Source organism: Exiguobacterium sp. Helios (genome assembly GCF_014524545.1).
Lineage (GTDB): Bacteria > Bacillota > Bacilli > Exiguobacteriales > Exiguobacteriaceae > Exiguobacterium_A.
Window position 1 is genome coordinate 1,916,254 of sequence record NZ_CP053557.1, and the last position, 24,646, is coordinate 1,940,899.

Here is a 24,646-nt window from a genome sequence, read left to right on the forward strand (position 1 = left end):
GTCATATTTTTAATCTGATAAGGGATTATTTACCTTATACTAGAAGAAGACGATTTTTTTCAGAAAAGAGGTTTTTTAATGCATCAACACCGATTACAGGTTACGGCAGCCCGGTCTGTCACCTGGACCAGACACCACCTTCCTCCGGTCCAAGAACACGAACTGCTTGTCCGGACGATTGCCGGCGCGATCAGCATCGGGGCTGAACTGCCGCAAGTCCGGGGCGACGACCCCACTGATCCGTCTCCAGCCTATCCGAAAGAGACCGGCTACGAAAGCTACGCCACCGTTATCGCTGTCGGAGATCAGGTCACCCGGTTTCAAGTCGGCGACCGCCTGCTTGCATTTTACGGACATCAGGATATCGCACTCGTCGAAGAAGCCAAAGCCATTCCTGTTCCGGACGGCATATCCGCCAAACTCGCATTGCTGAACATCCTATCGTGCGATGCTGCGAAAGGCGTCCGGAAACTAGAACCAAAACCGACGGACCCGGTTTTAGTGACCGGGATGGGTGTCATCGGACTGCTGACCGTTTTCTATCTGCGGCATTACTATCATGTCGACCGAATTGTTGTCTCCGACCCTGATCCGGTCCGAACATCGCTTGCCCTGTCACTCGGGGCGCATACTTTGTACTCAGACACTGATCCATTCGTCGAGACGTTTACACATGCACTGGAATGTTCCGCACGCCAGGACGCTTTCGCCTTATTGCAGGAAAAGCTTGTTCCCCATGGACAGCTCTGCATTCTTTCAGACGGGAATCACGAGACCTTATCGTTGACTGCCGCCTTTTACGAAAAGGAATTGCGGCTGATCGGCTCAAGTGACGGCTGGGATTATCAGGACCATGCCGCATGGTTTTTTAAGACGGCACCACATGTCCCGCAGCTCGAACGGCTGTTTGAACAAACAGTTGCTTCTCAGGATTTAGCCGGATGTTTCGAGAACTTGCTGACAGACACGACGCCTTTAAAGGTTTTCGTCACGTACCCGTCCACTGATTAACGCGAGCGGACTCACGGTCCGGACTTCAAGACCGTTTGGATCCTGCCCAGGCAGCGTAGGCGTTCCGGAAAACACAGCCTGTCTGAAATGCATCCGTTCCGCTACAATCGTCGTAATTTCCGGAACAGGCCGATCCAGTAATTGAGACAACAGCTTCTCAAGACCTGGTGTCGACGTCGCAATGTCGAGTTGCAGCAGTTGGTCACCCGTTTCTGACTGGATGGCATCAGGATGGGTCTGCAGTTCGATCCGGAAACCAAACGGTGTCTGAATGAACGTCCGGCGTTCGTTTGCCTGGACCGTTAATCCGACCGCTCCGCCCGGCCGAGGATCTGCAGCCGGTCGGCTTCTGTCACGAGAAATCCGATATGATCAAACATCACCTTTTTTCCGTAACCGAACGTCATGTTGATCGCTCCGCGTTTCATCTCAATGATCCGAAACAGAATCGGTTGCTCGCGGAAATCATCCCAGTCGAGCGGAGGATCAAACGAGGTGAACGCTCCTTCGTATCTACCAATCCGTTGTGTCACCTGAAAACCGAGCTGCTGATAAAACCGTTCCGTTTCTTCAACGAAAGGTGTCCATAGATGATAATGAAATAACATATGTATCTCTCCCTATATCATGATATCGTCAAGCGTCAAAAGATTAACCTCGCCACTCTCCGTTAGCAACTGTTTTAGCAAGTGGACGTGTGCAAGACCATAGATGATGACAACCTGCTCATCTTGTCCTGTAAGGCATGCAAGGATATTTTTAAAAATCATCAGGTTGCGATAATACCAATATCGCGATACCCACTCCATTCCAGGTTCACCAAGACAAGCAAGTTTTAAATAAGTCTGATGCATCTCCTGCACCCGTCCATCTGTGTTAATTGTTTGTAGAAAAGAAAGCAACGGCAGTTCGGCAAATTCCTGTTCCATCTGTTGCATTCGTTTTGTCTCCTTGGAAATGATTTCGTCAAATCGTTCAGGCTTTTCCTCTCTAAGCTGTCCAAGCGATGGTATCCCGTCAATCAATTGATTCCAATCATTGATTCCAATCAATTGCTTAAATTAAATTGAGACCAACTTGGGATGCGAGACGAAAACCCAGCTGGTGCCGTTCATCCGCGGTCAGCGTCAAGTTGCCAGCACGATACGCCGCGTATTCATGCGTCAAATCCTGTTGGTTCTCCAATTGCGTTTCCAGCATGATTTTTGTCGGACGAAAGTTAGACAGGACACTCAAAACATCCTTAACTTGTGTTTGCCGGTCCGGTGTCAGGACTGAATTACCTTGTAGATGAAGCAAATCACCGTTATCCGGACGATCAAAATGTATACATCCAAGCAGTAAGACATTGGCGCGTGACCTCATCTCAATCCCCCTTTCTTAATTCTCTTCTCACATATTACAACAATTGTCAAAAAAAACCATACCCCATAAAAAATATCCGACAAAAACACGGATCCTCATCTGGATCCGCGTTACGATTACATCATTACCTTTTTTGAAAAGAAAGGTTAATCTGCCAGCGTTTTTTACGTTTTGAATTTTCAACTGGTCTCCGGTAACAATTGTTTGATTAACAACGTTTTCCCGCTGATTTCTTTCGGAATTTCCGGAACTGCCCGTAACAACACTTCCATTTGTCCGCCAAACAACCGCTTCAAGACGAAGTACAGTTCCTTTTCGTGTTCTTCTTTAAAACAACGTTCATCCGGTACGTACAGCATGACGATTTCTTCCTTGTCGGATTGAATATATTGGACCCGTTCGATACAGTTCGGGAAAGCGCGAACGATACCGGCCAGTTCTCCCTCGAAAATCCGATGACCGTCTTTCAGTTGAATGAAACTTCGTCCCCGTCCGTCAATTGACGCGATGACCGGTCCGTCGTGCCCGCACTGGCACGTTGTTTCACTCAGCGTCATACGATCTCCAACACGGTACCGGACGAGCGGAGTGCCGTGTGTATCAAAGCTCGTCACGAGAATCTGACCATCTTCTTCAACCTCAATGATGCCCATTTCATAGTGCAGATGTTTTTTACCATAGCGACATTCTGCAACGATAGGTGCTCCCTCGGATGAGGCATACTGATCAAAAATCGGCGCATGAAACACTTCCTCAATCAATTGGCGTTCCGCCGGAGTCATCATTTCCGCCGTCGGGAAAATCGCCTTCGGGCGGAACGTACACGGAATATTGTATTTTTTGGCATGACGGGCCACTTCGATCATGCCTGAAGGTAAACCATCGATTGATTCCGGGTTAAACCGGTTCAATTGTTCGATGTACGAGGCTGCCGTTTGTGGATTAATATTTTTTATCGTAAACAACATCTGATTGATCGTTTTATTCATCCGCCAATACACCGGTGCTTTTTGTGATTCTGCCGCTAACGTCTGAGCCGTGAAGCTGGCGCGTCGCATGCCGCGTTCAATCCCGTGTGTCCACTTAAAGTAGTCGAGATGCGCCATCCGGATCTGCATATCTTCTTTTGTGTAATGGACTTGAATCGACTTCCCTGTCGTCCCGCCTGTTTTCCCGAGGATCGGCGCCCGGATTTTAGCATGGACGTCTGCATTACGCGTCCGGAGGATTTCCTTGCTCAATATCGGAATTTGCTTTAACTCATCCAATGCCTGGAGCGGTAATCTGATTTGATGTTGCTCGAACAGCTCTTGATAATAGGAACTGTACGTCTGGCAAAATAGCAGAAATTGATTCAGTCGTGCCAGTTGTTCCACTTGCGCATTCGTCCGAAAACGTTCTTTTTCCTTCAATTCTTGTAACCGTTTCTGATAAACCGGACCATATCGTTCCTGGTAGAGCATGCGACCGTAAACCGTCGTTAAGATATTTTGAAAAAAAATCGGTGAATGAAAGTAAATCGATTGCTTGAGTTGCATACGCTCACTCCTCTCATATCCCAGTCAGAAATTTCAGTTGTAACGTCAGCCATTTCCTGTTACTTACATCTTATTTCCAGTGTTTCACCTGTTCAATCAAATCTTAATAAACAAGCTTAGCTTTTATTCGGATACCGTTTTATGATAATAAACTGATATCACAAACATCTTTTAACGATTCTTCCTTTATTCTTTTTCTTTTACTGTTTTCGGTGAAAAAAAACAAAAAAAGAGGCTATTTCAGCCTCCTTGAACCGCCATCATATTTTTCGTTCCCCCAGCTCTTCGTCTGTCCCAAACATCCGCACCTGAATCGCTCCGAGCACGAGCTTTAACTCTTTCGGGTTCAACTGGTCGATGATTTCGATTATGGTCAACGTCGTACGACCGTTATACAGTTGTACCAAAAGCTGACGTTCCACATCGATCATCCGGTCATCAATCGGTTCAGCCAACATTTCCTGATAAAAAAAATCACCCGTTTCCGGAAAAAAATAATCACTGAACAATTGCATCAATTGTAGATTCCCCGTTGCTAAAAACAAGATTGCCTGAAACGGCGTTTTCGCCCGATTCCGTGTACTCAAGCGTTTTAAAATCATCTGATACCGCTTATTGTGTTGATCATCTAAGAAACAGACTGGATTCATATTCGCCCTCTCCTTAAATTAAAAAGTAAGTAGTATGTACCTGGAAAACGATAATTCGCCTTCACTCATTTGATCTCTTTTTCTTTTTCCCTGTTTTTCACACATCAAGCCTATTATCTCATGAAAACATCTGAAGGGATTACGAATGGTTTGATTCGGGTAAATTCAACAAGTAATGCCAATCGAGGGGGAAAACATATGACGCAAACACGCAAACGCCTGGCACTTGCAGGTGCAACCGGATATATCGGACACAATCTCTTAAACGAACTCAAGAAAAAATATAACGTCATCGCTTTGTCACGAAACGGGGACGATAAGGACGACGAATCCCATGTCGAATGGCGCTCGTGCGACTTGTTTTCACTCCAGGATACAATCGACGGATTAAAAGGGGCGGATATCGCCATTTATTTGGTCCACTCCATGATGCCGTCCGCTAAATTGACACAAGGGTCCTTTGAAGATATGGATTTGATTTTAGCCGACAATTATGCCCGCGCTGCCAAGGAAAACGGCATTCAGCAAATCGTCTATTTAAGTGGGATCATTCCGGAGGAGACGGAAGAATTGTCGCGCCACTTGAAAAGCCGCTTGGAAGTCGAACGTGTTCTCGGTGCTTACGGGACACCGGTAACGACAATTCGTGCCGCTTTGATTGTCGGCCCAAAAGGGTCTTCCTTCCCGATTTTATCGAAGCTCGTCAAACGACTTCCTGTCATGTTGCTACCAGAATGGACACGGAATCAGACACATCCCGTCGCATTGCCGGACGTCATTCATGCGCTTGGAGCAAGTGTCGGACGGGAGGATCTGAAAGACCGTGCCATTGATGTCGGTGGTCCGGAATCGATGACCTATAAGGAAATGATTTTAAAAACCGCAGAAGTCATGGGGAAACACCAACCGACGTTTGACATCCCTTTGATGACGGTCAAACTGTCCCGCCTTTGGGTGACGTTAGTTTCGGGCGAACCAAAAGAGACGGTCTATCCTCTTGTCGAAAGTATGGTTCATAAGATGGTCGCAGATCCAGATAAGATGGTCGATGGCATCAGCGACGGGAAAATCACGTTTGAAGAATCTGTCCGCATGGCGTTAAAAGAAGAGCAGGAAGAAAAGGACCAAAAGAAACAGAAGAAACAGTCGGGTCATTCCTCTCAAAAAGAGGAAGCGCTTGATGTGCGATCTGTTCAGCGCGTCCGCTTGCCGGAAGGTCGCGATGCCAACTGGGCAGCCGATAACTATGTATCGTGGCTTTCCTCTTTCGCCAAGCCGTTCCTGACTTCAAGCATTGCGAATGAGACCGTCGTAAAGATTCAAGTGCCGTTCGTCGATGCACCGCTTCTTGAATTAACAAAAGATCCGTTTCAAGATGCCGAGCAAGCGACGTACCGGATTACCGGCGGACTGTTTGCACAAGTTCAGGAAGGCAGCAAAGGGCGGATTGAGTTTCGACAGATTCCAGGATCCCAGGAGTGCCTGATTGCCATTCATGAGTATGTACCGGCCTTACCGTGGATCATTTACAAATCGACGCAGGCCAACATTCACCTGCTCGTCATGTACCTGTTTAAACTCCACCTTCTACGTCTGATGCAGACAACGGAACAATCTCCGGACGAATCGGAAATGATTGTCCCTGATACAACCGGGTGATTTTCATAAAAAAACGTCACCATCGAGCAGATTGAATTCCTTATTTCTCAGGAATTCAATCTTTTTTTATTCCTCACGAATTTACTGTCCATGACCGATGAATTGGATTGAATATGCTCTTTTTTCATCATATACCATTTTGCAGAATTCGTAAGTCTTGAAGGTCCTTTTCACACTCGGTTGTAGAACTTACGGATGAACAGATGACGGAACCAAAATAAGCGTGATACACTGAAACTGGATTGTAAGAAAGGGGTTTCACACGTATGCGCTCATTTGAAGAACGGTTAACGAATCACATTGAAGCGACCGCGCTTCTCACGACATTGATTCAACCCTCGTCGGATCAACTCCGACTCGACAAATTAAATAAATTTTCCGAAAAACTATTAAAACGCGAATTTACGATTGCTTTCGCCGGTCATTTTTCTGCCGGGAAATCCAGCATGATCAATGCCTTGACGGGCGAGTCCATTTTACCGACCAGCCCGATTCCGACCAGTGCCAATATCGTCACATTACGTCGGGACGAGCAGGATGCGGCCATCGTCCATTTTCATGATCGTCCTGCCGTCCAGTTGGCCGCAACCGACTTACCGCATCTTGAGACATTAGGACGGGACGGCACCGTCGAACGGATCGATATCACACATGCCGGTTCAAGCTTACCGGAAGGACTCGTTTTAATGGATACGCCCGGTGTTGATTCCGTCGATGACGCCCACCGGATTTCCACGGAGTCAGCTTTACACTTAGCGGACATGATTTTTTACGTCATGGACTACAACCATGTCCAATCCGAATTGAATTTCACTGTCACCCGTGAATTGTTGACTTCCGTGCCTGAATTGTATTTGATCGTCAATCAAATCGATAAACACCAGTCCGGCGAACTATCGTTTGCCGCCTTTAAGCGTTCGGTCGTTCAGTCATTTGCAACCCATGGCGTCGAGCCTAAAGGAATTTTCTTTACGAGCTTACGGGAAGCGGATCATCCGGAAAATGATTTCCTGACCGTTAAACAGCTTGTCGACCAAAGCATTCGTGACGTCCAGCCGAAATTATTGCAATCAGCTGTTACGACACTGGAGTCCTTACACGCCGAACACGTATCGTATCTTGAAACACGCATCGAAGAAGCGGTCCAGTCGACGGACGAACTCATCACTTCGTCAGAGCGGCAACACTCCGAAGCCTTGTTTGAACAGTTGCATCAGCTCGATTTGCAACTCGAACTGATGGCACCGGAACAGTGGGTCAGCCGTTTTTCACAGCACCGGGAAAGCTTATTGCGCAATGCTACACTAATGCCGTTTGAGCTTCGTGAAAAAATGCGAACCTTTTTGGAAACACGACAAGCATCCTTTAAAGTCGGGTTTTTCAGAAGTGCCAAAAAGACGCAGATCACCCAGCAACAGGTCGCGGACGAACTCATACGGGCGTACCGCTCCGTTACGACATCTGAAATCGCTTTGCATCTGCGGAAGTTGATGAAACAATCTTTAGCGGAAGCCGGCCTCTTATCTGATCAGCACACGATGCAGATTGATACCTATCCACTCGACCCGCCACTCCGCGTCATCGAGGATGCCGTCCAGGAAGGTATCACGATTACCGGTGAGTCAGTCCTCCAGTTTACGAATCGTGTCGTCAGTTTGACGGTCGACTGGTATACAAAAGAGACGAACCGCTGGCGTGACAGCATTCGAACAGAACTGGAACAGACAGATGGCAACGTCAAACAGGACTTGCTGACGGAACAAGCCGCATTACGCCAAAAATGTGAGCTGTTGAAAACCGAAGCCGACTCCCGGCAATTGCTCCAAATGTATCTTGAACAGGCGGACTCGCCGACGAACCAACAACTGGAAACGGCTCGACAACAGGTCTTGAAATGGCAACAGGAACTGAGCCAAGCCGAGCAAGCGTTAGTTCCGTTCCAGCCGCAGGAAGTAATCGAGGAAGTCGCCGTTGCTGAAGAAGCAACTCTTTCACAAGACGTCGAGGAGACACGGGCTTATACGTTGGAAGACATACAACAGATCCAAACGATTTTAGCATCCGTTTCCGGATTCGAAGACACGGTCGCCTACCTGCAAGACAAACTGAACCGTGTCTCCTCCAGTACGTTCACGATTGCTTTGTTTGGTGCGTTCAGTGCCGGCAAGTCGTCGTTTTGTAATGCGTTACTCGGACAACCGGTCTTGCCTGTCTCACCTAATCCGACGACCGCTTCGATCAACCGGATCAATCCGGTCAGTACGGTACATCCGCACGGTACTGCGACGATCCGCTTTAAGTCGGAACAGGAACTCGTCGACGAATTAAATGACCTGCTTCAGGCTTTTGACGTGACGATTACGTCCTTGCAGGAAGCAGCACATTGGATTGAATCTCAACCGGACCATACATTGCGGGATACCTCTTTTTTACGTGCCTTTTTAACAGGGTATCCGTCTGTTTCGCCGTTCGTCGGAACGATACAAACCGTTGATCAAACGACGTTTACGGACTATGTCGCACAAGAGCATCTCAGTTGCTTTGTTGATGTCATCGATTTGTACTTCGATAGTCCATTGACCCGCCTTGGGATCACTCTCGTTGATACACCGGGTGCCGATTCGATTAATGCCCGTCATACCGACGTTGCCTTTGACTACATCAAAGATGCGGACGCTATCTTATTCGTGACGTATTTCAATCACGCCTTCGCCCGTGCCGACCGTGAGTTTCTGATTCAGCTCGGTCGTGTCAAAGATGCGTTTGAACTGGACAAAATGTTTTTCATCGTCAATGCGATTGACCTGGCACAAAACGACACTGAAAAACAAGCAGTCCTGCAGTACGTCGGGACTGAATTACAACGGTTCGGTATTCGGTCGCCTCGTCTGTTCGGCGTCTCAAGCCTTCACGCATTAGCCGAGAAGCAGATGGACCGCACGCTGGATTCAGGTCTGCCAGTCTTTGAATCCGCCTTCCATCAGTTCCTGGAACGGGATCTCAAAGGACTGGCCGTTCAAGTATTGTCGGAAGAAACGGAGAAAACCGTCCATCGTTTACGCCAATTGATGGAACAGACCGAATTCAACATCGCCCGAAAAGAAACACGGCTAGAAGAACTGGACGACTTGAGTCAGACGATCGACACACACTTTTCAGACCGGCGGACCGATTTACTCCGTCATGCCTTATTCGCTGAAATTCATGAACTGTTACATCATGTCAACCAACGGATCTATTACCGTTTTCCGGATTTCTTTAAAGAAGCATATCATCCTGTCCGCTTCGCGAATGCCACAAAGCAGCAAGCCTTACACGAAGCATTGGTCGAGCTACTCGGCTTTTTGAAATATGATTTCGAACAAGAATTACGCGTGACTCATTTTCGGATTGACGGTTGGATTAAAACAGCTCTCGTCCAACGCTTCCAGGATGAAGAGCGGTATGCGACGAAGTTGAACCCTTCTTTCCAGCTTTCGCCGTTCGAAGCACCGGCGATGACATCCGTCCATTTTGAGGGTCCTTTCCAAGATGCGACACCGTACCAGTCTGTCAAACAGTATTTTCGTAATCCGAAAGCCTTTTTTGAACGGAATGAAAAAGAACAATTAAAAGATGCCTTGATGCAGTTGACGAAACCGGATGCGGCATCTTATCTTGAAACGGAAGAGCAGCGGTTACGCGAACTGGCGCAGCAACACATCGCCCACTTGCTCGACGAGATGTACACCGCGTTATCCGGAACGTTACAAAAACAAATCGAGATGGAACGAAACAGTTTGGCGACGACGGACCGACTCGAACAATTCAAACAAGCTTATTCGAGCATCAGCCATCTGAATCAAACCGTTTAATTTCCCTCCATGATTGGACCCATTCCTATACAAAGAACCCGAATCAGTTCCACTTCTTAGAAAAGAGGTGGCTGATCCGGGTTCTTTTTAACGCTTTCTCCACGATTGGACGGATGCGGCCAATAGGATTTAAAATAATGTAAGACATAGTCCTGGACGTGCCGCACGAGCGGACGCTGCTCGATTCCTGCTAAATGATTTAACGACACGTCCCATAGCATCGGGGGGTCAAACGGTAAAATCCGGATGTCTTCCGCATGATGAAATCGGAGAATCGGCTCCGGCAAAATCGACACGACGTCGAGTTCCTGCACCATGCCGATCAACAAATCCCACGCACCGGAAGTAAAAAAGATCTGCGGTTCGACTTGTACGTGCCGGAACTGGGATAAAATCTGATGATGCAGCATAAAACTATCATTGAGGATGACCAACGGTTCCGCTGAAAGATCACGGTAAGAGACACTTTTGGCCTCGCTTAACGGATGGCTCGGTCTCACCGCGACGACGACCTCATCCTCGATCAATCGATACCGTTTTATGCCATAGGATTCCCCCGGTTCAATTAAAATCGCCAGGTCCAGTTCTTCGAGCAACAGGCGGCGCTTCAATTCAAATGCGCCTTCTTCGATGATTTCCAACTCAATCCCGGGATGTTCCGCCATCAATTTCGGAATCAGTTGCGAAAAAAGGACAGGCAAAATGACCGGTGGAATCCCCAACCGGACTTTCCCTCGGATGACACGCGACCGTTCGTGAAGATGTTCCATCATTTGTTGATGTCCGTGCAAAACACTCAGGGCATCCTCATAAAATTGCTGTCCGGCGTCCGTCAGACCGGTTAATCGTCCATGGTGACGCAAAAACAACTCTACCTGTTCCACCTCTTCAAATTCCCGCACCAGTTGACTGAGCGCCGGTTGTGAAATACGAAGATGCTTGGAAGCCCGTGTTAAATTGTACGCATGATCTACAATTGTCGTAAAAAATGTCAATTGCCGAATGTCCATCTGACTTCCTCCTCTTACTCATCAAACCAGTGATTTTTTCTGAAATATAGAATCATTCCCATCGCAATGACTGCCATCCCTCCCAGTGTGAAGAAATAGCCGAAACGCGTCGTCAGTTCGGGCATATGTTCAAAATTCATCCCGTAGATGCCGGCGATGAACGTTAATGGCATGAAGATGGTCGTAAAAATCGTCAACGTCTTCATGATATTATTCATCCGGTAGGAGTTGAGTGAAATAAAATTATCCCGGAATTCAGACGTCATTTCCCGGTTGTATTCAATCATCTCGTTCAGCTTAAGCAGATGATCATAAATATCCTGAAAAAACGCTTTTTTATTTGCATTAATCGCAAGCCGACGGGATTCAACGACCCGGTACAACAAGTCCCGCATCGGTAAGATGGTCCGGGCGACGACTAACAAATCGGATCGAATCTCAAATACATCTTCCATGATCCGTTTATCATTCCCGCGCTGTTCGTACCGTCCTTCCAGTGCAAAAATCTTATCTTCTAACGTATGAACAATCGGAAAGTAACCATCGACGATTTTATCCATGATTTTATGAACGATCTCAATGGTCCACTGTTCCGGATTATTATGTATACGCTGGAAAGCTTGAAACACGACATCGATTTCACTCGACGGCTCCTCGTGATAAGAAACGACATAATTCTCATTGGCGAACAGGTTAATCTCTTTTCCTTTGAGTGACTCCGTATCCAGGGCATGCAACACAAAAAAGCTGTATCCGTCGTAATATTCTAACTTAGGACGCTGCAAGTATTGAAAACAATCTTCAAGGGCCAACGGATGAAAATCAAAAGCGGACACCAGCTGTTGTTTTTCCTGCTCCGTCGGTTGATTAAAATCGACAAAATACCATTTGATACCGGGTGCGTGAAGACGATTTAAACTATCATCCACTAAAACCTGATGATCTGTCGTCACCATTAGACAGCGTATCATGAACATTCACCTTCTTTTCGTTACGGTTTATTCACACAGTATCGCAAACAATCCGCTCGATTTCCATAAAAAAAAGACTGCAGCCCTATTTCAGCACTACAGTCCCCCTGCTTTATCCCCGTTCGAAGTAAAAGCCATTCCAGTAGACATGACGATACGTAAATTCTTTACCACTTTTTGTTGTCACAAGCATTTCATCTTCCGAAACGACAGCAATTTTGACGGGGGTCTCTCCGTGATCGGTCAAAAAATTTAAAATCTCTAAATGACGATTTAGCCATAACCGGCGGCGGAACCAACGGAACCGACTAAACGCAGCTGTAAAGTGTAAAATCGATAACAGCATGATGATCATCGCGAACGGTAACGGTACATCAAACAACGCAATTAAATAAAAATCCGCGATGATTAAAAAGACGGATAATCCCATCTCGGTCATCTCCATAAAAGACGCTTTATACGTGGCAAAATAGGTCATGACACGAAATAAAACGATGACCGTCAAATAAGGTACAAAATAAAGACGAAAAACGTTGTCCGACCCACTGTTGACATACATGAGCAAGGGCAGGAAGAAGAGCAACTTCCAAATTAGGATGGCAGAATAAAACAAAGTGTGATCCGTGTAGCGTTTGCGTACGATGGCGCGACTAATGTTCATTGCCTTCCCCTCCTTCAATGGTGACTACATGTTCGAGTCGATGATGTCGGGATCTAATGCCTATAAGGGTATGTTTCCTGATTGGACCGTTTCTAATCGTATATTTTGTGTGAAATATCGGTTTATATTCAGTATACGAAACATTTTGATAAATAGTTTTACTTTCCCATCATTCCCCATATTTATAATGTGCTGAATCGATCGGATTTGTCGTTTGTCTGTTTTTTCTTTACACTTGATACAGATCACTTTAGAAATGAGATGAAAAACATGTACAGCCATATCGTTGTCGGTGCCGGCATCCTCGGAACATCGACCGCTTATCATTTAGCGAAACAAGGTGCAACGGTCCTGCTGATTGACCGGAAAGAAGCCGGACGTGCCACTCATGTCGCAGCTGGTATCATCTGTCCCTGGATGACACAACGACGCAACAAAGCCTGGTATCGACTAGCCAATAACGGTGCTCATTATTACGATACGCTAATTCCAGAACTGGAAGCACTCGGTGAAACGAAGACGGGCTATCAAAAAGTCGGAACCATCGCCTTACATGAGACGTCAAAAATTGAAAAGATGCAGACGATTGCAGAAAATCGTTTCCCGGAAGCACCGGCGATCCAACAAATTGAACGGTTGACGGCTGATCAAGTCCGAACAATGTTTCCCTTGATTGAGTCGATTGAGGACGCCTTATTCGTCTCTGGAGGAGCCCGTGTCGACGGACGTGCCTTACGGGCAGCCTTAGAAAGCGGAGCAATCAAACACCAGGCTACCGTTCTTGAAGCCGATGCTTCGCTAGTCGTCGTCGACGGTCACGTCAAAGGGGTTCAAATCGGGCCCGACATCCATTATGCCGATCAAATCATCTTGACGGCCGGTGTCTGGATTAATGAATTACTCGAACCGTTGCAAACGCGTCTTGATATTCGTGCCGAAAAAGGACAGATTCTTCATTTGGATATTTCGAACGAACAATCAAAAGATTGGCCTGTCATCATGGGACAACGCGGTTTGTATCTCGTGTCGATCGAAGATGGAAAACTCGCACTCGGTTCGACGCATGAAAAACAGCTCGATTACAATCTTCAGCCGACTGTTAAAGGAATGTACGCCTTATTGACACGTGCCATTCCGGTCGCACCGGTACTGGAAGAAGCAAACATCAACGAAATGCGGGTCGGTCTTCGCCCGTATACGAGTAATTCCTTACCTGTCATCGGTCGACTGGCGACTCATCCGAATGTCCTTGTCGCCAATGGTCTCGGGGCTTCCGGTTTAACGATTGGTCCGTATCTCGGTCAGGAGTTATCCAAATTGGCATCAGGAAAAGATTTGGACATTGATTTGAACGATTATCTTTTGCAATAACCTGCTGATGATTCACATATCTCCATCTATAGTAAAGGTATACCCTTTCTAAAAAAGGAACAAACGTTCTTATAAAATGAAATTCAAAGGAGTTTTGGATGTGCACCCGATAAAAGATATGGTGACCCCTGAACAATTCGAAACACTGGATATTCGCGTCGGCACCATCCGCTCCCTCCATGTTTCAGATGCCGAACCCGGCTTTTTAAATCTGTTGATTGTGTTTGGAGACTTTCAACAGGCCATATTTCTGGATTGGAAAGAATCCCGGTTCGAGTACGAAGAAATCGTCGGGAAACAGGCTTTGGTCCTGCTGAATGTTCCGGGAATCGTTGCCGGTACGACCGGCCGTGTTCTCGAACTAGGGACACAAGATCATCTGATGCCGGTACTGGCGTGTCCGGAACATCCGATTCCTGACGGTAGTCGACTGAGTTAACACTGAAAAGCAGAAGTCAGCAGACAACGCGCTGTCTTGAACGAAAAGAAGGAATCGCCATCGTCACAGATGAGCAATCCCTTCTTTTTGGCTTATGACACGGACTGATGTTTCAGCCCTTATCGTTTCAATCAGATCCGCGTCTTTTCCAAGTAGTGTACGCTGAAATGGTGCTTTGCATCCGTAAAACATCTAATTGGAGTAAATCCGTTTTGTTTGGCTAACCATTGAAATTCTTCCTGACTGTACTTATAGGAATTTTCCGTATGAATCGTTTCCCCCTCTTTAAACGGAAAGCGCTGATCGGCAATCGTGACGATTTGATCGATCCGGCTTTTCAGATGCATTTCAACCCGCCCCTGCTGTTCGTTATAAAAGGCGATATGTTCAAACAAATCTACATCAAACGTCCCTCCAAGTGTTTCATTGATATGCCGCAAGATATTTAAGTTAAACTGTGCCGTAACGCCAGCTCGATCATTGTAAGCCGCATGGAGCAGATTAGTTTCTTTTTTTGTATCAATTCCGATTAAGAAACCGTCTCCCTTCTCCAGCAATTGACTCGATTGTTGTAAAAAGTCTGCTGCTTCCTGCGGATTAAAGTTTCCGATTGTCGAACCGGGAAAGAAAATCACCTTTTTTTGTTTATCTTCAATCGGTAAATGCAAAGGGGCAGAATAGTCACCACAAACCGCTTTAATCCGGAGTCCCGGATAATCTTGAGATAATTGATGCGCGGATTGGATTAGAAAATCTTTCGAAATATCGATTGGCATATATTGTTCCAATTGATGGAGGGAACTGAGTAAACTTTTGATTTTACGACTGCTTCCGCTTCCATACTCAATCAGTGTGTGGACCGGTCCAATACAATCTGCAATGGCCGTTTGGTGTTCGGATAAAATATCGATTTCCGTCCGCGTCAAATAATATTCCGGTTGCTGTGTAATCCGTTCGAATAATTCCGATCCGGTTTGATCATAAAAGTATTTTGCTTGCAACACCTTTTGAGGTTGCGCTAAACCGTGTAATACTTCTTGGAGCATGTTCTGCTGATCCGTGTACATATCAAAACTTTCGACTTGTTGCCGCATTTAGAGGTCACCCGCCAATCGGAAGCCACTGAACTGCCAACGTTTAGCAGGTGGGAAGAAATTCCGGTACGTCGCACGGATATGATTACCCGGAGTCACACAGGCACCGCCGCGAAGAACCATCTGGTTACACATGAACTTGGCATTGTACTCCCCGAGTGCTCCTTCAAGCGGTCGACTTTTCGGATACGGAGCATATGCACTTGCCGTCCATTCCCAGACATCACCGAACATGCCGTTCACCGACTGATTCGCGTCTTGAACCGGAACGGGATGATAGGAACCTTGTTCCATGAAGTTCCCCTGTTGATCAACTTGCCGCCCGACGTATTCCCATTCGGCTTCAGTTGGTAGACGTTTCCCGCACCACCGGCTGTAGGCATCGGCTTCATAAAAACTCACATGACAAACCGGTTCATCCAACTGCAAAGGTTCAACACCGTTCAATGTGAAGATGGACCAGTCACCCTGTTGATCTTTCATCCAGTAGAGAGGTGCTTTCCACTGTTGTTGCGTCACGACTTGGAAGCCGTCCGACAGCCAATGTTCAGCTTGCTCATACCCGCCCGCCTCAATGAATGCCATGAACTCACGGTTGGTGACGGGGCGTGTTGCGAGTTCAAATGGTTCTAACCACGCTTTATAAACCGGACTTTCATTGTCAAAGGCAAATCCCGCACCCTCATGACCGATTTCAACGAGCCCCCCTTCAAATCGCGTAAACGTAAGCGGCGGCGACTGAGCTGTTCCACGCCGCTCGACTTGTCGGGTCTGATACGCCGGCAATAACGGATTAGTAAAGAAGTTGTATTTTACATCCATCAAGATTAACTCCTGATGTTGCTGTTCATGCTGCAGTCCCATTTCGACCAATTGCTCGATGACCTGTTGAAGGGCCGTCTCTCGTTCTTGTCGCAACAATGTCAAGACTGCCTGATCGACATGTTCACGATAAGCAATGACGTCCTTGACGGTCGGACGTGACAACACCCCTCGCTGATGGCGCGGTTGATACGGACCGATCGAATTGTAGTAGGAATTAAATAAATAGTTGTATACCGGATCAAAAACATGATACGTATCGTCATACTCTTGAAGGATCATCCGTTCAAAAAACCATGTCGTATGGGCAATATGCCATTTCGGCGGGCTGACATCCGTACTTGCCTGAATTACAAAATCCTCTTGTTCCAACGGTTCAATCAAGGTTAATGTCTGATTCCGGACCGTATTGAACTTGTCTGCTAAGTAAGTCGTAATCTCTTGACTCAATTCATCCACTTCCTTCAAATAAAATATTCTGAAAATATGCACCATTATCTTTACCCGTTTTCCTTTTAAGTAAGCGTTTACAATAAACTGCAAAAAAATCGGAGTGAGACCCCATGCTGGTCCCACTCCGACTTGTTTAATACACTTTATCGCCGTTAAAAATCGAATTTTTGACAACGACATAATCAACCGTTCGAATCGCCTGCAGTTTATTGCCGCCGGCATAGGAAATCGCCGATTGCAAATCTTGTTCCATCTCAATCAGGGTGTCGGACAAACTTCCTTTAAATTCAACGAACATCTTTTTACCCTCGACATTCTTCTTTTCACCTTTTTGAAATTCCGAAGCGGATCCGAAGTATTCCTTCACCTGTAAACCGTCGACTTCTTGCATTTCACCAGGAGACTCTTCGTGTCCGGCAAACAATGAACCGATCATGACCATCGTCGCCCCGAAACGGACGGATTTAGCAATGTCTCCGTGTGTCCGGATGCCACCATCTGCAATGATTGGTTTACTGGCAGCCTTGGCACACCATCTCAATGCTGCCAACTGCCATCCGCCCGTACCGAATCCCGTTTTGATTTTCGTGATACAAACCTTCCCTGGTCCGATCCCGACTTTTGTTGCATCTGCGCCGGCATGTTCCAGTTCGCGAACAGCTTCCGGTGTCCCGACGTTACCTGCGATGACAAAGCTGTCCGGTAACACGTGTTTGATATGTTGGATCATCCGGATGACCGCTTCTGAATGTCCATGCGCGATATCAATCGTGATATATTCCGGCGTCAATTCTTCGTGTGCCAATGTCTCGATGAACGCATATTCTTCCGTTTTCACACCGACACTGATGGAAGCAATCAATCCCCGTTCCTGCATCGTGCGAACAAAGTTCAGTCGCGTTTCCGGCTCAAACCGGTGCATGATATAAAAATAGCCGTTTTCAGCTAAAAAAGTTGCGATTTTTTCATCGATGATCGTCTGCATATTAGCTGGCACGACAGGCAATTTAAAGCGTCGTCCTCCGAATTCGACCGTCGTATCACATTCCGAACGACTTCCGACGATTGATTTAGCTGGAATCAATTGAATATCTTCGTAATCAAATACTACATCCATCACTAACACCTCAAATAACGAATATTTTTTATGAATAACACTTTAACGTTCGTACTATAATACTGTAACGAACAATTAATGGTTTGTCAAAAACATTTCGTCAAAAAACATACTTTTAGAAAAATAAAAGCACTTAATGTTCGGATTTAAGGTTATTTCACTCTGTCGATTGACCATTTCATTGATTTATCATTAAAAAAGATAGATTCCGTTTCTTCTATAGCCCAGTCATCAGGACGACGTCACTTTGATATGGATCTGTTAACCGGGTGCAAACTCTTCTTTTAACAGCGCGAACAAAATAAAATCTTCCCATGCACCGTTGATGTACAAGCTTTTTTTCGCAAGCCCTTCTCTTCTGAATCCCACTTTTTCTAACACACGGATGGAACCGATGTTTTCCGGCATCACTTCCGCCCGAAGACGGTGAAACTGATGGGTCTCAAATAAAAGTTTAGCCGCCTGTCGAACAGCTTCCGCCATAATTCCTTTTCCATTGTGTTCCCGGTCCAATTGATATCCGATCATACATGTCTCTGCCGGAAACCGTTCGACAAAAGCTGCAGAAACTTCACCGATTAATTGATTGTTTTCCGTTAAAAAGATTCCATAGGCATATGATCGATCCGCCAAACTGTTTTCAAGCATCTGTTCGATTCGTTCCAGTTGCTTCGGCAATGTATAACTATCCGGTTTCGGTTTTACAGGCATCCAGTATTCAAAATGTAATTGATTCCGGAGGCTTAACCGGAGTAGCTGTTCTGCATCAGACAGTTGATATGGTCGAAGAAAAATGGTTCCCATGATTAATTTCCTCCTTAAAAAAATAGTATGAATTCATAATTCTTTAACTTTAGAGAGTTAAAGCGTTTGAGAATTCTTTTTTCGGGAAAATTATAAAATATCTGAATAAGTAACAAAGTGTTTACAAACGTGTTGTAAACAATTAAAAGGAGGAGAGCATGCGTATAAATACAGATACAGAGTTATTTAAACAAATCGAATTAAAAAATAAGCACGCTCTCGAAGCGTTATACGATCGGTACGAAAAGTCCTTATACTTACTTCTCACACGTATGTTGAATGACGAAAAAAGAGTTCAACTTACGTTAAGACAAATTTTTCAGGATGTCTGGACAAGCCCGAACCAACATTCTACTATTCACGGCTATTTGATTACTGCTGTAAAACAAGCCCGATCCCAGCGCGAACCGATCCATTAATCCTTTCGCGATTTTGTTCCTCTTATATGAAGAAGAACATTTTATAGATATTCGAACTGCATGCATACATTCCTTCAAGGAATAACCTTTCTTCAAGTGAGTTTGATATTTTTAGGGGAGATTGCCACTTTTTTTGTTTATTACTTCCTTTTTTCATTTTTTCATGGTATATTATAAACAATTATTGTTGTTCGGTGGAGATACAAAGTTTACACTTTCGACTCGATGAAATTGATCACAGTAGTAATAATCAGTGTGACTTAGTCATACGCAGGAGGCAACACACATGGAACAAGGTAAAGTAAAATGGTTTAACGCAGAAAAAGGTTTTGGCTTCATCGAACGTGAAAGCGGCGACGACGTTTTCGTTCACTTCTCTGCTATCCAAACTGATGGTTTCAAATCACTTGACGAAGGTCAAGAAGTTTCGTTTGAAGTTGAAGAAGGCCAACGCGGACCACAAGCAACTAACGTTACTAAACTTTAATTTCCCTGAGAGGATCCGTAGCTGCGGATCCTCTTTTTTAATTCTTTTCCGCCTACCCCTATCTTTTTCAAACCGGACGTGCTATATTATTAAGTAATTATTGTTGTTCGGTGGAGATATGAAGGTTACACTTTCGACTCGATGAAATTGATCACGGTAGTAATAATCAGTATGGCTCAGTCATACGCAGGAGGCAACACACATGGAACAAGGTAAAGTAAAATGGTTTAACGCAGAAAAAGGTTTTGGCTTCATCGAACGTGAAAGCGGCGACGACGTTTTCGTTCACTTCTCAGCTATTCAAACAGACGGTTTCAAATCACTTGACGAAGGTCAAGAAGTTTCGTTTGAAGTTGAAGAAGGCCAACGCGGACCACAAGCAACTAACGTTACTAAACTTTAATTTCCCTGAGAGGATCCGTAGCTGCGGATCCTCTTTTTTAATTCTTTTCCGCCTACCCCTATCTTTTTCAAACCGGACGTGCTATATTATTAAGTAATTATTGTTGTTCGGTGGAGATATGAAGGTTACACTTTTGACTCGATGAAATTGATCACGGTAGTAATAATCAGTATGGCTCAGCCATACGCAGGAGGCAACACACATGGAACAAGGTAAAGTAAAATGGTTTAACGCAGAAAAAGGTTTTGGCTTCATCGAACGTGAAAGCGGCGACGACGTTTTCGTTCACTTCTCAGCTATTCAAACAGACGGTTTCAAATCACTTGACGAAGGTCAAGAAGTTTCGTTTGAAGTTGAAGAAGGCCAACGTGGACCACAAGCAACTAACGTTACTAAACTTTAATTTTCCAAGACTCTGCTGTTGCAGGGTCTTTTTTTGTTTTATCTTTTTTGAAATCTCATCATTCAGGTAAGAACGAAAGGATGATTCTCATGGAAACTTCAGCTAAACATGAACAGCTTCAACTCCTCTTGACAAACCGTCATGATTATTTGATGCAAGGTAACCGAAAAGAGATGCATCAATTGTTATCACCTGATTTTTCTTTTGTTGACGGACAAGGCCGGCAGTTCGATGCCGAGACGTATCTCGATCATTATGTCGATCCGGATCAAATTCAGTGGAGCGATCAACTCAGTGAGTCGATTATCGTCGAAGTTTTCGAGACGACGGCCCTGGTACAGGAAATCGTGGAAGATCATTTCTCATACGGTCGCAGCATGTATGTCGGTCGCTTCCGAAGTGTTTCGCTTTATCACTGGACGAGCGAAGGCTGGAAGTGGCACTTTCATCAACTTACGCCACTTGATCCGTCCTGAATTCCATACTTTCTTCAGATACATCGATCGGATCAGTCTCTCTTTAGGAGAACTGGTCTTTTTCTGTCGAACGCTCCCCCTGTTCCAAAAAATTCAAATTCCCTTTGAAATGAAGTTTGATTAACTGTTTTCATTCCGTTACACTTTAGTTGTGAATATTTTCTGAAAATTACTGGAGGCGGAATTAGATGACGGTTTTTAATTTTTCAGCTGGTCCGGCAGTACTACCGGTACCGGTTTTACTTAAGGCTCAATCTGAGCTTCTGAATTACCAAGGTTCTGGACAATCCGTTTTGGAATTAAGTCATCGTTCTACCTTGTTTGAAAACATCCTTCAGGATACAGAGGCTTTACTTCGGGAACTCTTGCAGATTCCGGATCATTACCATGTCTTGTTTTTACAAGGCGGAGCAACGCTTCAATTTTCCATGTTACCACTGAACTTGGCGACGAATCAGCAACGTGTCGACTTCATCGATACAGGCAGCTGGTCACAAAAAGCGATGCAGGATGCCGCGGCTTTTGTAAAGACAGGTATCGTTGCTTCATCTAATGCGGACAACTACCGTTCGATTCCGGCCGGTCCCATTTATTCTGACGCGGATTATCTGCATCTCACATGGAACAATACGCTTGAAGGAACGACTTTTACCGACGCTCCACAGGTCGATGTTCCGTTAGTGGCTGATTTCTCCTCCTCCATTTTATCGGAACCGATTGATGTCAGTCAGTTTGATGTGATTTATGCGGGGGCTCAAAAAAATCTCGGGTCAGCCGGAATGACGCTCGTCATCATAAAAGATGAGCTTTTACAACGTACACCGGACCGTTTAGGTTCCTATTTACGGTACGATACACATGCCGCCAATCATTCTTTATACAATACACCGCCCACATACAGCATCTATTTGACGAAACTGGTCCTCGAATGGATTAAGGATCAGGGTTTCGATACGGTCGTCGAGCGTAATCACAAGCAATCCGCCTCCCTTTACGCGTACTTGGACCAATCTGTCCTATTTTCAAATCACGTTGCCCTGCCGGACCGGAGCCGGATGAACATTCCTTTCACTACCGGTCAAACGGATTTAGATAAACAATTTCTGCAATTTGCAGAACGTCATCACCTCGTCAATTTAAAAGGACATCGTTCCGTCGGAGGAATGCGCGCAAGTCTCTATAACGCGATGCCGACTGCAGGCGTCGATGCCCTTATTGCCATTTTAAAACGATTCGAACAGGGGGAACGTTAAATGCATCATGTACAACTTTGGAATGACGTGTCGGAAAAAGGATTAAAACGCTTCACCGATCAATACGTCGTCAAACAAGACATCGAAACAGCGGATGCCTTTCTTGTTCGCAGTAAAGATTTACACGGCATGAAGTTCCCGCCTTCCTTAAAAGCGGTCGCCCGCGCCGGTGTCGGCGTCAACAACATCCCGCTCGACCAATTGGCGAATCGGGGAATTCCTGTTTTCTCAACCCCCGGCGCAAATGCCAACGCCGTGAAAGAGCTGGTCATCGCAAGCTTATTCCTGACTGCACGGAAATTAATCCCGAGTATCTTATGGACCAACAACCTGCGTGGACCGGACATCCCGGAACGGATTGAAGCGAACAAAAAACAATTTGCCGGCACGGAGTTACTCGGAAAACGGATCGGCATCGTCGGACTCGGTGCCATCGGAGCGAGTTTAGCGAATACACTGCATGAACTCGGAATGACGGTTTCCGGCTACGATCCGCATATGTCCGTCGAATCTGCATGGCGCGTCTCGAATCAGGTTCACCGCGTCACCAATCTTGAAGAATTGCTCGCGACAAGTGATTATATTACACTCCACTTGCCGTTGATTGATTCCACCCACCATCTGCTCGATGAACGGTTACTCGGAAAAGTCAAACAAGGAGCAACATTACTCAATTTTTCACGTGGTGAATTAATTGACGAACAGGCTTTGGCAACGGTGTTGAAATCAGGGCGGTTATCTAACTATGTCACTGATTTTCCAAATGCTTTCATTCTTTCTCTTCCTCGTGTCATCCCGTTGCCGCACATCGGCGCGTCGACGGCCGAAGCAGAAGAAAATTGTGCAATCATGGCCGTCGATCAATTGAAGCTGTTCCTTGAGACCGGCAACATCCGGAACTCGGTCAACTTCCCGTCTGTTGAGTTACCGTATTCCGGTAAACGACGCATCACGATCGCGCACCAAAACATCCCGAACATGGTTGGTCAAATCGCTTCCGTCCTTGCGACTGAACAAATCAACATCGCCAACATGATCAACGGCAGTAAAGGCGGCATTGCCTATACGATCATCGACATCGATAATCATCTGGATGAAATCATCTCATTACAACAATTAAATACCATTCCCGGTGTGTTAAAAACAAGATTACTTTAAGGAGCGATGATTATGCCTACTTTTGAACCTTTTCATGCCTTGCGACCTAACCCCAAATATGCAGAATCGTTTTCTTCCCTCCCGTATGATGTCTTCAATCGGGCGGAGGGACGGGTGGAAGTCCGCCGACGTCCGTTGTCCTTTTTACGAATCGACAAGGCAGAAGTGACGTTACCGGACTTGATTGACGACCATGACCCACGCGTGTATCAACAAGCGGCCCTTCATTTCAAGGAAGCGATTGAACGGGGCATTCTCACAACAGATGATGTCGAGAGTTATTATCTCTATCGCCTGACAGACGGTGAGCATACGCAGACCGGTTTTGTCGGTTGTGTCTCTGTCACGGATTACGACCAAGGCATCATCCGGAAACACGAATTCACACGGCCTGATAAAGAACGGGACCGCGTCCGGCACGTTCAGTCGCTTGCTGCTCATACCGGTCCGATTTTGCTTGCCCATCATCCGGATGACGAACTAAATCGAGTCGTCAAGGAACAGACCAAACAATCCCCACTCTATCAATTTACAGCGGAAGACGGGATTGAGCATACGATCTATAAAGTCACGGACCGTGATGCCATGATGACGATCGGTAGTCAGTTTGCCCGTCATGATCACCTGTATATCGCTGACGGACACCACCGGGCGGAAGCAGCCGCACAAGTGGCACGGTTGAATCCTCACGAGGATGCCGGACTGTTTCTCGCCGTCTCTTTCTCAAGTGATCAATTGAACATCCAAGGTTACCATCGCGTTGTCGAAGATTTGTACGGTCAGTCCGTCGATGACTTGCTGGAAAGAATCAGTAGCCGGTTCACTATTACCAAGGGACACGCGACAGAAACAAAAAAACACAGGTTTGAAATGTATCTCAAACAGACTTGGTACACACTCGATTATGAAAAAAACCGTCCTTCTGTCAAAGAGGATCTCGATGTCGCCATCCTTCAAGATGAATTGTTGACACCCTTTCTCGGAATCGAAGATCCTCGGACGGATGCACGGATTCAGTTCGTCGGTGGTGTGAAAGGTTATACCGGGCTTGAGCAACTCGTCGACCAAGGTACGATGGCCGTCGCGTTCCATCTCCATCCAACAAGCTTAACTGAGCTGATGGCAGTTGCTGATGCGGGCGAAGTCATGCCTCCGAAGTCGACCTGGTTCGAACCTAAATTGAGAAGTGGTCTGCTGATTCATCCGTTTTTCTGAGTCTTTCCAAGCA

General features: G+C 45.9%; 25 protein-coding genes. 12 read left to right on the plus strand and 13 right to left on the minus strand.

From position 1 onward, the window contains the following. Positions 1–78: 78 nt before the first annotated feature. Positions 79–1,011, plus strand: a complete 933-nt coding sequence (locus tag HNY42_RS10120) for a zinc-dependent alcohol dehydrogenase (protein ID WP_188004440.1) — start codon at positions 79–81, stop codon at positions 1,009–1,011. On the opposite strand, the gene HNY42_RS16275 is transcribed toward HNY42_RS10120, so the two are convergent. The 6 genes from HNY42_RS16275 to HNY42_RS10145 all read right to left on the minus strand — a co-directional run bounded on the left by HNY42_RS16275 (position 976) and on the right by HNY42_RS10145 (position 4,564). Beyond that, positions 976–1,161 carry a hypothetical protein gene (locus HNY42_RS16275; RefSeq protein WP_255508310.1) on the minus strand — a complete coding sequence of 62 codons (186 nt, stop codon included), beginning with the start codon at positions 1,159–1,161 and terminating at the stop codon, positions 976–978. The two genes, HNY42_RS10120 and HNY42_RS16275, sit on opposite strands and share 36 nt — an antisense overlap. Before the next feature lie 152 nt (positions 1,162–1,313). After that, positions 1,314–1,619: a hypothetical protein gene (locus HNY42_RS16280; RefSeq protein WP_255508311.1), complete on the minus strand. Its 306-nt coding sequence runs from the start codon at positions 1,617–1,619 to the stop codon at positions 1,314–1,316. A 12-nt stretch (positions 1,620–1,631) separates the two neighbouring features. Further along, positions 1,632–2,063, minus strand: coding sequence for a DUF5694 domain-containing protein (locus HNY42_RS10130; RefSeq protein WP_304999541.1), 432 nt, complete (start codon positions 2,061–2,063; stop codon positions 1,632–1,634). 4 nt (positions 2,064–2,067) lie between these two features. Then, complete coding sequence (locus HNY42_RS10135; RefSeq protein ID WP_188004442.1) at positions 2,068–2,376, minus strand: DUF5694 domain-containing protein; 309 nt, start codon at positions 2,374–2,376, stop codon at positions 2,068–2,070. Between the two features lie 179 nt (positions 2,377–2,555). Further along, positions 2,556–3,914, minus strand: a complete 1,359-nt coding sequence (locus tag HNY42_RS10140; RefSeq protein ID WP_188004443.1) for a phenylacetate--CoA ligase family protein — start codon at positions 3,912–3,914, stop codon at positions 2,556–2,558. A 260-nt stretch (positions 3,915–4,174) separates the two neighbouring features. Next, positions 4,175–4,564, minus strand: a complete 390-nt coding sequence (locus HNY42_RS10145; RefSeq protein ID WP_188004444.1) for a hypothetical protein — start codon at positions 4,562–4,564, stop codon at positions 4,175–4,177. 198 nt (positions 4,565–4,762) lie between these two features. On the opposite strand from HNY42_RS10145, the gene HNY42_RS10150 reads away from it, so the two are divergent. Both HNY42_RS10150 and HNY42_RS10155 read left to right on the plus strand, forming a co-directional pair. Beyond that, positions 4,763–6,223 carry an NAD(P)H-binding protein gene (locus HNY42_RS10150; RefSeq protein ID WP_188004445.1) on the plus strand — a complete coding sequence of 487 codons (1,461 nt, stop codon included), beginning with the start codon at positions 4,763–4,765 and terminating at the stop codon, positions 6,221–6,223. A gap of 266 nt (positions 6,224–6,489) precedes the next feature. After that, on the plus strand, positions 6,490–10,077 hold the full coding sequence (locus HNY42_RS10155) for a dynamin family protein (protein ID WP_188004446.1): 3,588 nt from the start codon (positions 6,490–6,492) through the stop codon (positions 10,075–10,077). 56 nt (positions 10,078–10,133) lie between these two features. Here HNY42_RS10155 and HNY42_RS10160 read toward each other — a convergent pair whose 3' ends face one another. From HNY42_RS10160 to HNY42_RS10170, 3 genes are all read right to left on the minus strand, one after another. Further along, positions 10,134–11,087, minus strand: coding sequence for a LysR family transcriptional regulator (locus tag HNY42_RS10160; protein WP_131972593.1), 954 nt, complete (start codon positions 11,085–11,087; stop codon positions 10,134–10,136). Positions 11,088–11,101: 14 nt separating this feature from the next. Beyond that, positions 11,102–12,058 (minus strand): magnesium/cobalt transporter CorA, encoded by a 957-nt coding sequence (gene corA / locus HNY42_RS10165; protein ID WP_131503673.1) that lies wholly within the window; start codon positions 12,056–12,058, stop codon positions 11,102–11,104. Positions 12,059–12,170: 112 nt separating this feature from the next. Continuing rightward, positions 12,171–12,719, minus strand: coding sequence for a hypothetical protein (locus tag HNY42_RS10170; RefSeq protein ID WP_131972591.1), 549 nt, complete (start codon positions 12,717–12,719; stop codon positions 12,171–12,173). A 270-nt stretch (positions 12,720–12,989) separates the two neighbouring features. Between HNY42_RS10170 and HNY42_RS10175 the strand changes: the two genes are divergently transcribed. Then, positions 12,990–14,090 (plus strand): NAD(P)/FAD-dependent oxidoreductase, encoded by a 1,101-nt coding sequence (locus HNY42_RS10175; protein WP_255508312.1) that lies wholly within the window; start codon positions 12,990–12,992, stop codon positions 14,088–14,090. A gap of 100 nt (positions 14,091–14,190) precedes the next feature. Beyond that, positions 14,191–14,529 carry a hypothetical protein gene (locus tag HNY42_RS10180; protein WP_188004448.1) on the plus strand — a complete coding sequence of 113 codons (339 nt, stop codon included), beginning with the start codon at positions 14,191–14,193 and terminating at the stop codon, positions 14,527–14,529. Positions 14,530–14,660: 131 nt separating this feature from the next. On the opposite strand, the gene egtD is transcribed toward HNY42_RS10180, so the two are convergent. The 4 genes from egtD to HNY42_RS10200 form a co-directional block, all read right to left on the minus strand. After that, on the minus strand, positions 14,661–15,623 hold the full coding sequence (gene egtD, locus HNY42_RS10185) for an L-histidine N(alpha)-methyltransferase (protein WP_131503670.1): 963 nt from the start codon (positions 15,621–15,623) through the stop codon (positions 14,661–14,663). Beyond that, positions 15,624–16,895, minus strand: a complete 1,272-nt coding sequence (gene egtB, locus HNY42_RS10190; protein WP_255508313.1) for an ergothioneine biosynthesis protein EgtB — start codon at positions 16,893–16,895, stop codon at positions 15,624–15,626. It abuts the gene before it with no gap. Positions 16,896–17,031: 136 nt separating this feature from the next. After that, positions 17,032–18,015 carry a GMP reductase gene (guaC, locus tag HNY42_RS10195; RefSeq protein WP_131503668.1) on the minus strand — a complete coding sequence of 328 codons (984 nt, stop codon included), beginning with the start codon at positions 18,013–18,015 and terminating at the stop codon, positions 17,032–17,034. A gap of 261 nt (positions 18,016–18,276) precedes the next feature. After that, positions 18,277–18,819 (minus strand): GNAT family N-acetyltransferase, encoded by a 543-nt coding sequence (locus tag HNY42_RS10200; protein ID WP_131503667.1) that lies wholly within the window; start codon positions 18,817–18,819, stop codon positions 18,277–18,279. A gap of 705 nt (positions 18,820–19,524) precedes the next feature. Between HNY42_RS10200 and HNY42_RS10205 the strand changes: the two genes are divergently transcribed. From HNY42_RS10205 to HNY42_RS10235, 7 genes are all read left to right on the plus strand, one after another. Next, the gene (locus tag HNY42_RS10205; RefSeq protein WP_012370557.1) at positions 19,525–19,725 is read left to right on the plus strand and encodes a cold-shock protein; all 201 of its coding nucleotides are present in this window, start codon (positions 19,525–19,527) and stop codon (positions 19,723–19,725) included. A gap of 202 nt (positions 19,726–19,927) precedes the next feature. Next, positions 19,928–20,128 carry a cold-shock protein gene (locus tag HNY42_RS10210; protein ID WP_012370557.1) on the plus strand — a complete coding sequence of 67 codons (201 nt, stop codon included), beginning with the start codon at positions 19,928–19,930 and terminating at the stop codon, positions 20,126–20,128. Between the two features lie 202 nt (positions 20,129–20,330). Next, entirely contained in the window at positions 20,331–20,531 is a 201-nt protein-coding gene (locus HNY42_RS10215; RefSeq protein WP_012370557.1) for a cold-shock protein, read from the plus strand. Between the two features lie 89 nt (positions 20,532–20,620). Next, positions 20,621–21,007, plus strand: coding sequence for a nuclear transport factor 2 family protein (locus HNY42_RS10220; protein WP_165871610.1), 387 nt, complete (start codon positions 20,621–20,623; stop codon positions 21,005–21,007). A 188-nt stretch (positions 21,008–21,195) separates the two neighbouring features. Next, complete coding sequence (gene serC / locus HNY42_RS10225; RefSeq protein WP_188004451.1) at positions 21,196–22,260, plus strand: 3-phosphoserine/phosphohydroxythreonine transaminase; 1,065 nt, start codon at positions 21,196–21,198, stop codon at positions 22,258–22,260. Continuing rightward, on the plus strand, positions 22,261–23,418 hold the full coding sequence (locus HNY42_RS10230) for a phosphoglycerate dehydrogenase (RefSeq protein WP_131972588.1): 1,158 nt from the start codon (positions 22,261–22,263) through the stop codon (positions 23,416–23,418). A 12-nt stretch (positions 23,419–23,430) separates the two neighbouring features. Then, positions 23,431–24,633, plus strand: a complete 1,203-nt coding sequence (locus tag HNY42_RS10235) for a DUF1015 domain-containing protein (protein WP_188004452.1) — start codon at positions 23,431–23,433, stop codon at positions 24,631–24,633. The last annotated feature ends 13 nt before the right edge of the window (positions 24,634–24,646 follow it).

Coding starts and splice junctions, on each gene's coding strand:
- HNY42_RS10120 (WP_188004440.1), top strand. CDS start 79: ATGCATCAACACCGATTACAGGTTACGGCAGCCCGGTCTGTCACCTGG.
- HNY42_RS16280 (WP_255508311.1), bottom strand. CDS start 1,619: ATGTTATTTCATTATCATCTATGGACACCTTTCGTTGAAGAAACGGAA.
- HNY42_RS10135 (WP_188004442.1), bottom strand. CDS start 2,376: ATGAGGTCACGCGCCAATGTCTTACTGCTTGGATGTATACATTTTGAT.
- HNY42_RS10140 (WP_188004443.1), bottom strand. CDS start 3,914: ATGCAACTCAAGCAATCGATTTACTTTCATTCACCGATTTTTTTTCAA.
- HNY42_RS10145 (WP_188004444.1), bottom strand. CDS start 4,564: ATGAATCCAGTCTGTTTCTTAGATGATCAACACAATAAGCGGTATCAG.
- HNY42_RS10150 (WP_188004445.1), top strand. CDS start 4,763: ATGACGCAAACACGCAAACGCCTGGCACTTGCAGGTGCAACCGGATAT.
- HNY42_RS10155 (WP_188004446.1), top strand. CDS start 6,490: ATGCGCTCATTTGAAGAACGGTTAACGAATCACATTGAAGCGACCGCG.
- HNY42_RS10160 (WP_131972593.1), bottom strand. CDS start 11,087: ATGGACATTCGGCAATTGACATTTTTTACGACAATTGTAGATCATGCG.
- corA (WP_131503673.1), bottom strand. CDS start 12,058: ATGATACGCTGTCTAATGGTGACGACAGATCATCAGGTTTTAGTGGAT.
- HNY42_RS10170 (WP_131972591.1), bottom strand. CDS start 12,719: ATGAACATTAGTCGCGCCATCGTACGCAAACGCTACACGGATCACACT.
- HNY42_RS10175 (WP_255508312.1), top strand. CDS start 12,990: ATGTACAGCCATATCGTTGTCGGTGCCGGCATCCTCGGAACATCGACC.
- egtD (WP_131503670.1), bottom strand. CDS start 15,623: ATGCGGCAACAAGTCGAAAGTTTTGATATGTACACGGATCAGCAGAAC.
- guaC (WP_131503668.1), bottom strand. CDS start 18,015: ATGGATGTAGTATTTGATTACGAAGATATTCAATTGATTCCAGCTAAA.
- HNY42_RS10200 (WP_131503667.1), bottom strand. CDS start 18,819: ATGGGAACCATTTTTCTTCGACCATATCAACTGTCTGATGCAGAACAG.
- HNY42_RS10205 (WP_012370557.1), top strand. CDS start 19,525: ATGGAACAAGGTAAAGTAAAATGGTTTAACGCAGAAAAAGGTTTTGGC.
- HNY42_RS10210 (WP_012370557.1), top strand. CDS start 19,928: ATGGAACAAGGTAAAGTAAAATGGTTTAACGCAGAAAAAGGTTTTGGC.
- HNY42_RS10215 (WP_012370557.1), top strand. CDS start 20,331: ATGGAACAAGGTAAAGTAAAATGGTTTAACGCAGAAAAAGGTTTTGGC.
- HNY42_RS10220 (WP_165871610.1), top strand. CDS start 20,621: ATGGAAACTTCAGCTAAACATGAACAGCTTCAACTCCTCTTGACAAAC.
- serC (WP_188004451.1), top strand. CDS start 21,196: ATGACGGTTTTTAATTTTTCAGCTGGTCCGGCAGTACTACCGGTACCG.
- HNY42_RS10230 (WP_131972588.1), top strand. CDS start 22,261: ATGCATCATGTACAACTTTGGAATGACGTGTCGGAAAAAGGATTAAAA.
- HNY42_RS10235 (WP_188004452.1), top strand. CDS start 23,431: ATGCCTACTTTTGAACCTTTTCATGCCTTGCGACCTAACCCCAAATAT.